This is a genomic window from Allobosea sp. (assembly GCF_048595345.1).
In the GTDB taxonomy this organism is placed as follows: Bacteria; Pseudomonadota; Alphaproteobacteria; order Rhizobiales; family Beijerinckiaceae; genus Allobosea.
Window position 1 is genome coordinate 79,329 of record NZ_JBMDWH010000003.1, and the last position, 12,596, is coordinate 91,924.

Genomic DNA, 12,596 nt, shown 5'->3' on the forward strand with positions numbered 1-12,596 from the left:
GCGCGAGGAAGCTGTTGGCGAGCGGGAGCGGAGGCTTCAGTGGCCTGCCGGCGCGGCATCCTTGGCGGCCGCGAAGCGCACCTGCACGGTGCGGCCCTTCTCGGGCGGCGAGGCCAGCCTCGCGCGAAAGCGCATCAGCTCGGCCGGCTCCAGCGTGCTGCGGGGCGGCTCCGTCGTCCAAGTGTAGAGCGTCTGGCCGGCCTCGTCACGCACCGCGACCTGGATCGGTGGGACCTGCGTCTTACCCTTGGCGATATTGGTGACGTCGCCCTCGACGACGAGAAAGCGATTGGCCCCATCGTCGATCAGCCCGCTGTCGATCGCGCCCAGTGTCAGGCCCTGGACATTCACCGGCATCCCGATCGCCGCGAACAGCCCGGCGAGCTGCGGTGCGGCCCTCACGGCGGCCTGGCGCTGCCAGACCAGGCCGAGCAGCAGCACGACGCCGACAGCGGCAATGGCCGCCGGCACGGCGACGGCCTTGTCCATCGCCGGCAGCGATGCCTTCGGCAGTTTGCCTTTTCCCTTGCCCTTGGCCGGCTTGCGCCGCTGCGGCTCCACCGGCGGAGGCTCTGGCGGGGCCTCGTCGGATGCGGCGATCAGTCGCTCCGCCTCGGCCGCGACGGCGGTGACCTCGGCGTCGATGGCCGCCGCGCGTTCCAGTTCCTTGGCGAGCAGGGCCTGCGTCTCCTCCGGCGAGGGCGGTGGCGGCAGATCGGAGCTGGAATCGACATGCCATTGTGTCTTGCACTTGGCGCAGCGGACCTTGCGGCCTTCCGGCCCCAGTTTGGCCGCGTCCAGCTCGTACTGGCTCGCGCATGAGGGACAGACGATCAGCATGACGCGATATGATCCTCGGTGCCGCCTGTGGCCGCGCCCGGCGAAGGCCTTCTCCCCGCCTACCGCGATCACGGCAAGGCGGACTCCAGCATTGGCGCGCTTTATGGTTAACGCCTCGTGAAGACTTGCCACGCCATGATCGCTCGGCCGCGCCGGTCCGCAGGTGACGCGGCGCCTGCGCGGGGCGCGTTCCGCATCGGCAGCTGAGAGGCAGCTTTGGTTCGTTTCGAGAATGTCGGCCTGCGATACGGCATGGGCCCGGAGGTGTTGAAGGACATCAACTTCAGCATCGCTCCGCGCTCGTTCCAGTATCTCACCGGGCCGTCGGGAGCCGGCAAGACCACGCTGATGCGCCTCATCCTGATGGCGCTGAAGCCGACGCGCGGCATGGTCGAGCTCTTCGGGCAGGATGTCTCGCGTCTCGACGCCCAGACCCTCACCGCCTTTCGCCGCCGCATGGGCGTGGTGTTCCAGGATTTCCGCCTGCTCGATCATCTGACGGTCTACGAGAACGTCGCCCTCCCGCTGCGCGTGATCGGCAAGGACGAGGCGAGCTACCGTGCCGAGGTCGTCGAGCTGCTGCGCTGGGTCGGCCTCGGCGAGCGCATGCATGCGGTGCCGGCCGTGCTCTCCGGCGGCGAGAAGCAGCGCGCCGCCATCGCCCGGGCGCTGATCGCCCGACCCGAGCTGCTGCTGGCCGACGAGCCCACCGGCAATGTCGATCCCGGCCTCGGCCGCCGCCTGCTGCGCCTGTTCATGGAGCTTCAGCAGCTCGGCACGGCCGTCGTCATCGCGACGCATGATCTCAACCTGATGGAGATCTACGACGCGCCGCGCCTCGTTCTCGTCGATGGGCATCTGCATGTCGACGCCTGAGAAAATGGACGAGGACGCCGAGAACGAGCGTGCGCTCCCGGCCAATCTGCGCCGCGACCAGCCGCTCGTCCCGGTGGATGGCATTGCCGGCCGCGCCCTGATGGCGGTGATCGCGATCCTGACCTTCCTGGCCGCCATCAGCGCCGGCGCGGCCGTGCTGGCGGCCCGCGCCTCGGAGCAATGGCGCGGCGCCGTCTCGAACGAGATGACGATCCAGATCAGGCCCGATTCGCAGCGCGACATCGAGGCCGACATCGCCCGCGCCGTCCGCATGGCGCAGGATCTGGGCGGCATCGACAGCGTACGGCCTGTGCCCCGCGCCGAATCCGACAAGCTGCTCGAGCCCTGGCTCGGCACCGGGCTGGATCTCGTCGAACTGCCCGTGCCGCGGCTGATCGTGCTCAAGCTCAAGCCCGGTGCGACGCCCGACCTCGGCGGCTTCGGCCCCGCCCTGCGCAAGGAGGTGCCGACCGCGATCCTCGACGATCACCGCATCTGGGTCCGACGCCTTTCGGCCATGGCGAGCACGATCATCGTCTCGGGCTTCATGATCGTGCTGCTAGTGCTCACCGCCGCCGCCCTCGCCGTCGCCTTCGCGACGCGCGGGGCCATGGCCGGCAGCCGCGAAAGCGTCGAGGTGCTCCATTTCGTCGGGGCCGACGACGATTTCATCGCCCGCGAATTCCAGAGCCGCTTCATCCGGCTCGGCCTGCGCGGCGGCGCCTGCGGCGGCGGCGCCGCGATCCTGGCGATCGCCGTGCTGGGTCTTGTGTCATCTTGGTGGAGCAGCGCCCCCGAGGCCGAGCAGCTTCAGGCCCTGTTCGGCGCCTTCGAGATCGGCTGGGCAGGCTATGGCGCGGTCCTTGCCGTCGCTCTCGTCGTGGCGGGCATTGCCGGCATCGTCTCCCGCGTGACTGTGCGTCACTATCTGCGGGCGTTGGCATGATGGCGGCTGGCATGATCCTGGCTAGGCCGCGCAGATGGCCCCGATCCGCCTCAGCGCGTCCCATTGCCCCGATCATGCCCGATTGTCGGCCTATGTCGGGGCCAGCATGGTGATGATCGGCAGCGGCAATGAGCATCTCGGTGCGGCCACGGCCCGCGAACCGGCCGCGAGGACCGGCGGAGCTGCTCGCTTGCGCAAATTCGGGCTGGTGGCTGCCCTGGCCGTGGCAGCGGCCCTGCTCACGCTCGGCTGGGATTATGCGCGCTTCGCCGCGGGCATCGAGGCCCGCGAGCCGGTGGCGACGCCGCGCACCGACGCGATCGTCGTGGTGACCGGCGGCTCGCAGCGTGTGGGAGATGCGATCGGCCTGCTCGGTGCCGATCGCGGCGCCCGCCTCCTGATCAGCGGCGTCAACGAGCGAACCAGCCGCGAGGAGCTCGCCCGGCTGAACCCGGCCTCGCGCGACCTCCTGGCCTGCTGCGTCGATCTCGACTACCGCGCCCGCAACACCATCGGCAATGCGATCGAGACCCGGCGCTGGGTGCGCCAGCATGGGTTCCGTTCGCTGCTGGTCGTCACATCGAATTACCACATGCCGCGCGTGCTCTCGGAGTTCGCCCACGCCATGCCGGAGCTGCGCCTGGTCGCGCACCCCGTCGTCACCGATCAGATGGACTCCACCGGCTGGTGGCACCGCTGGTCCAGCGTCAAGGTGATGGTCCCCGAATATGTGAAGTTCCGCGTCGCGAGGCTGCGCAGCCTGTTCGAAAGCGACCCGGAGAGCTCGCGCCTGTCGGTCATCATCGGCGGCCGCAAGCCCGTCTCGCCCAAGCCGGCCGAGCTGATCGGACCCGACGCCGAAAAGCGCTCCCATCTGCGCGGTCCGTCGCCGCCGCAGGGTTGACGCCGGCCTTGCGCCGCGGCGCTTGACCGCGGCCCTGTCTCGCGCTCTTTGCGCGCCATGCTGCTGCGCTCCCTCGCCTTCAACATCCTGTTCTACGCCAACCTCGTCCTCTGGCTGGCCTTCGCAGTGCTGCCCTGCCTGCTGCTGCCGGAGCGGGCGCTCTGGGCGGTGGCCAAGAGCTGGGCAAGGAGCGCGCTCTGGCTGCAACGGGTGGTCGCCGGCACGCGCTTCGAGGTTCGGGGGCTGGAGAACATCCCCAGCGGCGGCCTCATCGTCGCCGCCAAGCACCAATCCTTCTGGGAGACCTTCACCCTCGTCACCCTGTTCGACAATCCGGTCTTCATCCTGAAGCGCGAGCTGACCCGCATCCCGGTCTTCGGCTGGGCCCTCGGCAAGCTGCGCATGATCCCGGTCGATCGCGGCGGGCGCGCCCGCGCCCTGGCCGACGTCACCCGCCGCGCCAAAGTCGAGCTGGGCGAGCGCGGCCGCCAGCTCATCATCTTTCCCGAAGGCACCCGCCGCCCGCCGGGCGCGCCGCCGGCCTACAAGTTCGGGGTCGCCCATCTCTATCACGAGCTCGGCGTGCCCTGCCTGCCGGTGGGGCTGAACTCCGGCCTCTACTGGCCCCGGCGGCATGTGCTGCGCCGGCCCGGCACGATCGTCATCGACATCCGGCCGCCGATCATGCCCGGCCTCGACAAGGTCGCGTTCCAGCAGCAGCTTCAGGACGCCATCGAGGAATCGAGCGACCGTCTGCTGGCGCAGGGACGGGCAGAACTTGCCGCGCGCGGCATCGACCCGCTCGCCGGCTCCTGACACGGACTGACAGCATCGCACCGCGCCAGCCCCGGCGTCGCTTGACTTATCCCCGCCACGTTCCCATTTTGTTCACAGCAAAGGAGGAACGGACATGGCCGCTCTCGCCTATCGTTATACGCCGGATCTGTTCGACACCGTCGCCGATGTCCGCGAAGCCCCGCTGCGCAGCGCCGCCAGCCTCGGCGAGCGCCGCTTCACCGCCTGGCGTGGCCGCTCCGGCCGCCGCTATGTCGCATCGGTCTTTTCCGTGGACGACAGCCATGCGCTGGGCTTCACCGATGCGGTGCTGCTGGCGGTCTCGGCCGATCGGCGCGTCATCGCCGCGCGCGATTCCGGCCCCTTCGGCGTCGAGGCGGCCCTCGGCCGCTGGCAGCGGAGCATCATGCAGGCCGGCGCCTGCGAGATCCATGTCCATCTGCTGGCCGAGGATGGGGTGAGCCGTCGCGCCGCTTTGCTCGATCTGATGCCGGAAGCGGGCTGATCAGACCTTGCCGACCGGCGGATGCGGCGCCCCCAATCCCGGCACCAGTTGCTGGGCCAAGGCGGCGAGCACCGGGTCGAAGATCCCCATCCGGCGCAGATGATCGTCGGTCTGCAGCACATAATCCGGGTTTTCGCCGGACTCCCCACGCCCCTGGCGCACCAGCCTCAGCAGCTCCTCCTGAGGCAGTTTGCCGGCATATTGCAGGTGCTTGCGGTCGGCGACATAGACCAGCGCCCTGACATGGCGCCCGTCATCGAGCCGCACCGTGACATGCCGCTCGACATAGACCGATGTCGCCTGCTCGCGGGCCCGCAGATAGGCGATGGTCTCCGGCGCCTGCGCTGCCTGCACCCGAAAGGCGAGACCCCGGCAGACGCCGCCGCGATCGAGCCCCAGCACGAGGCCGGGCTGCTCGGGCGTGCCGCGATGGACGTGCGAGAAGATGCAGAGCGAGCGGTGATAGCCGTGGAGCCGCGCCTGACGGCTTTCCGCGAATGCGAATCCCGGCCGCCAGATCAGCGAGCCATAGCCGAAGACCCAGAGATCCCCCGCCTCGTTCCTCTCCGTCATCGGCGCCCCATCATTTGGCCATCTGCGTCTGCCAAGCGGAGCCGACCACGGCCTCGGCATTGGCAGCGACGCATGTTGCGAGCTAACAAGCGGGCCGCATCCGCGCAAGGAACGCCCGCCGCATGACCGCCCCCCTGCCGCCGCGCCGCCGCAGCCGCTTCTGGCTCTATGCCCCCTTCGCGCTCCTCGCTCTTCTGGCGGCGGCCTGGTCCGGCTTCTGGGTCCATGTCCATGGCCGCGTGGTGGCTGAACTCGACAAGGCGCTGGCGCGCGAAGCCGCGCAGGGCCGGACCTGGAGCTGCGCCAATCGCTCCGTCGGCGGATTTCCCTTCCGCATCGAACTGCGCTGCGACGCGCTGGCCCTCACCTCCACGCGATGGGGCGACGCGGTCAGGATCGAAGCCGGCCCGGCGGTCGTCGTGGGGCAGGTCTACTCGCCCGGCCTCGTCATTCTCGAAGCGAAGGGCCCTGCCAAGGCGACCCTGCCGGAGGGCCGCACCCTCGACGTGACGTGGAAACAGCTGGATGCCAGCCTCGCCTGGCGCGAGCCGGAGCGCTTCGCCCTCGTCGCTTCCGAGCCGAGTCTGACCCTCACAACGCCCGGCATCGGCACCGAGGCCTGGCGGGCGCAGACGCTGGAGCTGCATCTGCGCCGCAACCCCACGCGCGCAGCCGCGGATCAGGCGGTCGACATCGCAGTTTCGGCCACCGGCACCGTCCTGCCTCTCGTCGATGTGCTGCTGGGCACGACGGACCCCGGAACGATCGATCTCACCGCGACGCTCACCCAGTCGCAAGCCTTCCGCGCCGGTTTCAATCCCGATGCGCTGGAGAACTGGCGCAATGCCAATGGCGCGCTCGACCTGACGCGGCTTTCGGCGGCCAAGGGCACTGCGAGAATCGACGGCAGCGGGCAGCTCCTGCTCGACCCCACGCACACGATCGGCGGCACGCTGCAGCTCTCCGCGGCCGGCATCGAACAGATCGGCGGGGTCCGGATCGGCAATCTGCTCGGCGGTCTCGGCGGGCTGCTGGGCGGGCGCCCCCCGGCGGCCTCCGCGCCGGGCCTGACGCCGCTGCCGCCGATCGTGCTCCGCGACGGCCGCGCCTTCGTCGGGCCGTTCCGCCTGCCGCTGAAGCCCATGCAGCCGCTTTACTGAGCCCCAAGAAAAAGGGGCGCCGGGGCGCCCCTTCTCAACTCATACGTCGCGCCGGCTCAGGCCGCCGGCAAGGCGGCGCGCGGCGCCTCGATGCGTGTGATGGCCTTCTTGACGGCCTCCTGTACCTTCTCGAAGGCCCGCACCTCGATCTGGCGGACGCGCTCGCGCGACACGCCGAACTCCTCGGAGAGCTCTTCCAGCGTGATCGGATCCTCGGCGAGGCGGCGCGCCTCGAAGATGCGCCGCTCGCGCGGGTTCAGCACGTCGAGCGCCTCGCGCAGCGCGGTGTGTCGGTTGCTGGCCTCTTCGGAATCGGCGAGGCGACGCTCCTGGCTTTCGGAATCATCGACCAGCCAGTCCTGCCACTCGCCGTCGCCATCCTCGCGAACGGCGGTGTTGAGCGAGGCGTCGCCGCCGAGGCGGCGGTTCATGTCGATCACATCCTGCTCGTTGACGCCGAGCTTGGTCGCGATCTGCTTGACCTGATCGGGGCGCAGATCGCCCTCCCCCAGCGCCGAGATCTTGCTCTTGGCCTTGCGCAGGTTGAAGAACAGCTTCTTCTGGTTGGCGGTGGTGCCCATCTTCACCAGCGACCAGGAGCGCAGGATATACTCTTGAATCGAGGCCTTGATCCACCACATGGCGTAGGTGGCGAGGCGGAAGCCCTTCTCCGGCTCGAAGCGCTTGACGGCCTGCATCAGGCCGACATTGCCTTCGGACACGACCTCGCCGATCGGCAGGCCATAGCCGCGATAACCCATCGCGATCTTGGCGACGAGGCGAAGATGCGAGGTGACGAGCTTATGGGCCGCATCGCGGTCACCATGCTCGCGCCAGCGCTTGGCCAGCATGTATTCCTCGCTCGGTTCCAGCATCGGGAACTTGCGGATTTCGTCGAGATACCGTGACAGCCCGCCTTCGGCGGACAGGACGGGCAGCGAAGCACTCGCCATGCGCGTGTCTCCTCATCGTGGCCCCCGCTGGGCGGCAGGCCCACCGCGCGATCAACCTTCGCGCAGGTTTCGGATGATGCAAGCAGGTCCAACGCGCGTCTGGCTGGAAAGTTCAGCCGAGAGAGGTCCGCGTCGCCCCACCGCATGCGGCGCCCCCTTGGCCATCCGCATCCGAGAACCCCATTATATGCGATCCCACTCTGGCGGAAAGGTGGCAGCGACGCCAGATCGCGTCACAGACTCGCGAGTGCGGCTTGCAGATTCGCAAAGTCCTCAGGTGGCTCGGACTGAAACAGCATCTCTTCGCCCGTGGCGGGGTGCGCGAAGCCGAGCACCGCGGCATGCAGGGCCTGCCGGCCGAGGGCAGAGAGCGCTTCCCGCGCCTGCTCCGGCAGGCGGGCGGCCTTGGTCGCGAAGCCCGAGCCATAGAGCGCATCGCCCAGCAGCGGATGCCCGATATGGCTCATATGGACGCGGATCTGGTGCGTCCGGCCGGTCTCGAGCCGGCACTCGACGAGGCTCGCCAGCGGCTCGGTCTCGTCCAGCCCCTTCATCAGCGGCGGATAGCGCTCGATCAGCGTGATATGCGTGATCGCCTCTCGCCCACGCCCCTCCTTCACCACCTGCATCTTCTCGCGGTTGCGGGTGGAGCGCTCGATAGGGGCGTCGATCGTGCCTTCGCGCAGGCGCGGACAGCCCCAGGTGATTGCGACATAGGCCCGCTGCAGCGGGCCGGTGCGGCCGTGATCAGCGAATTGCTTGGCGAGCTTCTGATGCGCGCGGTCGTTCTTGGCGACGACGAGCAGCCCGCTGGTGTCCTTGTCGAGCCGATGGACGATGCCGGGCCGCCTCACCCCGCCGATGCCGGAGAGACTCTCTCCGCAATGGGCGATCAGAGCGTTGACGAGCGTGCCGTCCTCATGCCCCCCGGCCGGATGCACCACGAGCCCGGCCGGCTTGTCGATGACGATGAGGTGCTCGTCCTCGTAGACGACGTCGAGCGGGATGTCCTGCCCGATCGGATCGGGCGGCCGTGCCTGCGGCATGGCGAGGGCGACCAGGTCTCCCTCCGCGACCTTGCGGCTGCCATCGGTCACGATGGCGCCGTTGAGCGAAACCCCACCCTCCTTGATCACCTGCTGCAGCCGCGCCCGCGAGATCTCGCCGGCGAGCAGCGCCAGCGCCTTGTCGAGGCGCAGGCCGGCCTGTTCGTTCGTCACCGTGAGGGTGACGAGGCCGGTGGGATCGTGCGACGCGCTGGAAGAGGTCATCGCGCCGCTATACGGCGCGCCCGCCTCCTCTGCACGCCTTTTCGAGCGGATCAGCCGAACAGCTTGAAGCCGCTCTTCTTGGCCGGGTCCAGCCCTTCGGTGTCCGGGCCCGGATCGTCCGGCGCATGCGCGACCGGGAAGATCACCGGCTTGGCTGCACCAGTCATGGGCTTGGGAACTGCGGCCACGGCCGCAGGCGCTGCGGCCGGCGACGCCTCGCCCGCGGGCGGCTTGACGGGCGCGGGGGCAGGCGAGGCGGGCGGAGCAGCAGCGGCCTCGACCGTCTTCGCCTCCGGCACCCAAGCGGCCGCGGGGGCTGCCGGAGGAACGACGGAGGGGGTTTCGGTGGCGATGGTCGCGGGTTCGATCGTGGCGGCTGGCTCAGCCCGCGCCTCGATCAGCCGCGTTGAATCGTCGAGGTCGGCGAGCACATCGTCGATCTGCGTCGGGCGGCTGCCCAGCGTCGCGGGCGGCACCGTCCAGACGAAGGCATCGAGGCGCCCGCTCAGGGGCGAAACGGGCATCCAGCGGTCCGAGACCAGCCCATCGGCCACCCAGGCCGCGTCATGGGGTGCCCTCGTGGCCCGTGCCAGCCATTCGCGCACCCTGCCGGCCTCGCCATGCTCGGCCTCTTCTAGCTCGGCCATCAGCAGGCAGGCGCGCACGGAGGCGCCGCCGGCGAGGAGCGGCCTGAGCGCGTCGCGCGCCTTCTGGAATTCGCGGGCATGGATCGCGGCGCCGGCGACGACCATCACGCTTTCCGGATCGGCCGGACGCAGCTTGGCCAGCATCTGCGCGCGATTGAGCCGGTCCAGCGCGGAATCCCCCGGCCGCACATCGAGATAGGCGGCGGCGATGTCGGGATGGGGCGCCTCGCGCCAGGCGGCCTCCAGAATCTTCGCCGCTTTCCGGACATCCCCGCGCTCGGAGAGCATCCGGCCGGCGAGCGTGGCCGCAGGCGTCAGGCCGTGCGCGAGCTTCACCGCCTCCAGCGCCGCCGCCAGAGCCCGCTCGGGCTCGCTGTCGCGCGCTTCCATCGCTTCGGCGGCGAGCAACACCGCCCGCTGGCGGCGCGCCTCCGCCTTGTCCGCGAGCCGCAGCGCTGCGCGCCGCTCGACGGCGGTGCGTGCCGCCTGCCAGTCGCCCGCATTGGTATGAAAATCCAGCAGCGCGTCGTTCGCCCAGGCGAGCGAGGGCGAACGGCGCACGGCATCATCCGCGAAAGCCCGCGCCGCAGCCATGTCGCCGCGCCGCTTCGCTTCGACGAAGAGGCCGCGCAGGCCGAGCACGCGCGTCTCGGAACGGTCGAGCATCGCCTTAAAAGCTGCCTCCGCCTGGGCGCGATTGCCCGTGAGCTGCGCCGTCTGCGCTTCCAGCAGCAGGGTCAGCGGCTCGTTCGGCACGAAGCGCCGTGCCTCGTTGGTGTAGCGCCCGGCGGCGACCGGATCGCCCGCGCCGATCGCCACCATCCCGCGGGACACCGCCTCGAAGCCCCGCGCCCGGCGGCGCGAGCGTGAGGACATGTTGAAGGCCGAGGGCAGCCCGAAGACGAAGCGCAGGACCGCCCAGATCAGAATGACGAAGAAGGCGAGGACAACCACGGCGATGGCGCCGATCGCCACGCTGGTATCGACCCGGTAGCCCTGCCAGATCACCGAGATTTCGCCCGGCCGGTCGGCGAGCCAGACGGCACCGACGGCGAGAGCGGCGAAGATGACGAGATAGACGAGAACGCGAAGCATGGACCTGTCTACCCCCGTCAGCCGGCTGCGCCCAGCCCGGCGACCGCATCCTGACCGATTTTGGCGATAGCGCCATCCGCCGCCGCGCGCTTTTGCAGCGCTTCGCCGAAATCGGCACTCGCACGGCGCGCCGGCTCCGGCAACTGTGCCCACAGCGCCGCCGCCTTGCCGATGTCTCCGGCCGCGATCGCGCCGTCGATCCGCAGGGGCAGCGTCGCCGGATCGCTGGAGCCATTGTCGCCGACCGGGCGAACCGTGACGACGCGGCTCGCCAGCCCCCAGAGCGTATCCGTCCAGCTCTGCGATTGCGGCGTGACCTCGCGCTGGAACATCGCGCCGTATCTGCGGAAGCCGGCCTGAAGATCGGCGCGCGTCGCCGCACCCGTGGCCGCGACGGCCGAAAGCGGAGCGAGTTCGGCCTGAGCGATCCCCGCCTTGGCCAGCGCCGCGACGTCTCCCGCGAACGGCTTTCCATCCGCCAGCGCCCGGACGACCCTCTCTGAGAGCACGATCCGCGCCGCGGCCATCGCTTCCGCGCTCGGCCCGGCAGCCGAGCGGGCAGCCGTCTCGACCGTGGCGAGACGGGCCGCGAGCTGGTCGGCCTTCTGCGCCGCGGCGGTCGCGGCGGCCTGCGCGCTTTGCACGGCGGCGGCATCGGCACCCTGCCCCGGCGACCCGATGCGGCCGGAGAGGGCCTGCAGGTCGGAGCCGAGCTTCGCCGCCTGCTGTGCAGCCGCATCGCTCTTGCCGGCGCTGCTCGTCACCTGTCCCTGCAGCCCGTCGATCCGCGCTGCAAGGGCCGCCAGCTGGTCGGCGCTGACACCGGGCGCATTGGCCCGCAGGACCGAAAAGACGAGGCCCGCCCCGACGAGCCCGCCGATCAGGCCGCAGGCCGCGAGCGCCGCCCAGGGCAGGCTCCGGCGCGGCGGCTCGGCAGCCATTGCAGGCTTGGGTTCTGCCTCCGCGGTGGCGCTCGCCGGCGGCGGAGTGAATTCTCGAGGCAAGGCCTCGCTCGGCGCCAGCGCCTCCGCGCCGGTGGCTGCGTCAGCCGCGGACGTCTGAGCGGGCGGCTCTTCCTGGACGCTCGCCTCCGGCCTCAGCTCGATCGTCGGCGGCACACGTTGCGGGCTCGCGCGCGGCGGCTCGATCGCCGGAGCATCGCCACGCCGCGACACCTCCTTCAGCGCCGCCAGCATGCCAGCCTCCTCGGGATGCTCGGCCACGAGCACGGTGCTCGCACCGGCCGCGATGAGCGGAGCGGCGGCCTCGGCCGAGATCGCGACATGGGTCAATTCGAGCGCCGAACCGGTCACACCGGCCGCGCCGGCAAGCTTGAGAAAGGTTTCCGCGCCGCGGGCCGAGTAGTGAAGCGCGGCATCCGCCTGCCCGTCACGCAGGGCGCCGAGCGCCGGGTCCGGCAAGGCCTCGACGGCCTCGGCTGCATAGGCCTCCCAGAGCGCGACCTCGTACCCCGCCTGGGAGAGCCGATCCGCGACATCCTCCTTGCGATCGCGGCCGACGACCAGAAGCACACGGGAGGGCGCCGGCAGCGTGCGTTCGATCAGCGCGATCAGGTCGTTGCGATCGCCATCGGCGCTGCGGGCATCCTCCAGCCCGGCGGCACGGACCTTGGCCGCCGTGCCCGCGCCCACGGTGAAGACCGGGAGGTCGCGCCACGCGGCCGGCCCCTCGGCCAGCATCGGCACCGCATTGCCGCTCGTCACCACCAGCGCGGCGAAGTCGCCCTCCGGCGGCGAAACCGGCAGGCGCGCGATCGCGAACAGCGGCGCCACCAGGGGTTCGAACCCGTGCGACGCGATCGCACGCGCCGTCCGTTCGGCATCGTTCCGGGGGCGAAAGACGAGAACGCGCATTCACAGCTCCTGACGGGCGGCCGACAATCACAGGACGTGCCGCGAACCGGATCGGTTCCCGCGATCATCTCGCATTGCGGCAGAACGATGATCGGCGGCAACCCCTCTCTTTCTTCATCGGCGGCCGGCCGGCAGGCCCCGCATCACCCTGGGCCTT

General features: G+C 70.3%; 12 protein-coding genes. 6 read left to right on the top strand and 6 right to left on the bottom strand.

Translation table 11 applies throughout. The features are described from left to right. Positions 1 to 36 precede the first annotated feature (36 nt). Positions 37 to 840 carry a zinc-ribbon domain-containing protein gene (locus tag ACOJTB_RS00460; RefSeq protein WP_420100539.1) on the bottom strand — a complete coding sequence of 268 codons (804 nt, stop codon included), beginning with the start codon at positions 838 to 840 and terminating at the stop codon, positions 37 to 39. A gap of 252 nt (positions 841 to 1,092) precedes the next feature. On the opposite strand from ACOJTB_RS00460, the gene ftsE reads away from it, so the two are divergent. The 5 genes from ftsE to ACOJTB_RS00485 all read left to right on the top strand — a co-directional run bounded on the left by ftsE (position 1,093) and on the right by ACOJTB_RS00485 (position 4,866). Then, the gene (gene ftsE, locus ACOJTB_RS00465; RefSeq protein WP_420100571.1) at positions 1,093 to 1,716 is read left to right on the top strand and encodes a cell division ATP-binding protein FtsE; all 624 of its coding nucleotides are present in this window, start codon (positions 1,093 to 1,095) and stop codon (positions 1,714 to 1,716) included. Next, on the top strand, positions 1,703 to 2,662 hold the full coding sequence (locus tag ACOJTB_RS00470; protein ID WP_420100540.1) for a cell division protein FtsX: 960 nt from the start codon (positions 1,703 to 1,705) through the stop codon (positions 2,660 to 2,662). The genes ftsE and ACOJTB_RS00470 overlap by 14 nt, the downstream gene beginning before the upstream one ends. A 34-nt stretch (positions 2,663 to 2,696) precedes the next feature. Further along, positions 2,697 to 3,566 carry a YdcF family protein gene (locus tag ACOJTB_RS00475; protein WP_420100541.1) on the top strand — a complete coding sequence of 290 codons (870 nt, stop codon included), beginning with the start codon at positions 2,697 to 2,699 and terminating at the stop codon, positions 3,564 to 3,566. Positions 3,567 to 3,623: 57 nt separating this feature from the next. Next, positions 3,624 to 4,382 (top strand): lysophospholipid acyltransferase family protein, encoded by a 759-nt coding sequence (locus tag ACOJTB_RS00480; protein WP_420100542.1) that lies wholly within the window; start codon positions 3,624 to 3,626, stop codon positions 4,380 to 4,382. Positions 4,383 to 4,476: 94 nt separating this feature from the next. After that, positions 4,477 to 4,866, top strand: coding sequence for a hypothetical protein (locus ACOJTB_RS00485; protein ID WP_420100543.1), 390 nt, complete (start codon positions 4,477 to 4,479; stop codon positions 4,864 to 4,866). Here ACOJTB_RS00485 and ACOJTB_RS00490 read toward each other — a convergent pair whose 3' ends face one another. Further along, complete coding sequence (locus ACOJTB_RS00490; protein ID WP_420100544.1) at positions 4,867 to 5,439, bottom strand: gamma-glutamylcyclotransferase; 573 nt, start codon at positions 5,437 to 5,439, stop codon at positions 4,867 to 4,869. A gap of 122 nt (positions 5,440 to 5,561) precedes the next feature. Between ACOJTB_RS00490 and ACOJTB_RS00495 the strand changes: the two genes are divergently transcribed. Continuing rightward, on the top strand, positions 5,562 to 6,599 hold the full coding sequence (locus ACOJTB_RS00495) for a DUF2125 domain-containing protein (protein ID WP_420100545.1): 1,038 nt from the start codon (positions 5,562 to 5,564) through the stop codon (positions 6,597 to 6,599). A gap of 56 nt (positions 6,600 to 6,655) precedes the next feature. Here ACOJTB_RS00495 and rpoH read toward each other — a convergent pair whose 3' ends face one another. From rpoH to ACOJTB_RS00515, 4 genes are all read right to left on the bottom strand, one after another. Next, positions 6,656 to 7,552, bottom strand: a complete 897-nt coding sequence (gene rpoH, locus ACOJTB_RS00500) for an RNA polymerase sigma factor RpoH (RefSeq protein ID WP_420100546.1) — start codon at positions 7,550 to 7,552, stop codon at positions 6,656 to 6,658. A gap of 233 nt (positions 7,553 to 7,785) precedes the next feature. After that, positions 7,786 to 8,823, bottom strand: a complete 1,038-nt coding sequence (locus tag ACOJTB_RS00505; RefSeq protein WP_420100547.1) for an RluA family pseudouridine synthase — start codon at positions 8,821 to 8,823, stop codon at positions 7,786 to 7,788. Between the two features lie 50 nt (positions 8,824 to 8,873). After that, positions 8,874 to 10,565 (bottom strand): heme biosynthesis protein HemY, encoded by a 1,692-nt coding sequence (locus tag ACOJTB_RS00510; protein WP_420100548.1) that lies wholly within the window; start codon positions 10,563 to 10,565, stop codon positions 8,874 to 8,876. 17 nt (positions 10,566 to 10,582) lie between these two features. Next, a complete protein-coding gene (locus ACOJTB_RS00515; RefSeq protein WP_420100549.1) occupies positions 10,583 to 12,439 on the bottom strand; it encodes a uroporphyrinogen-III synthase in 1,857 nt (618 codons plus the stop codon). Between the last annotated feature and the right edge of the window lie 157 nt (positions 12,440 to 12,596).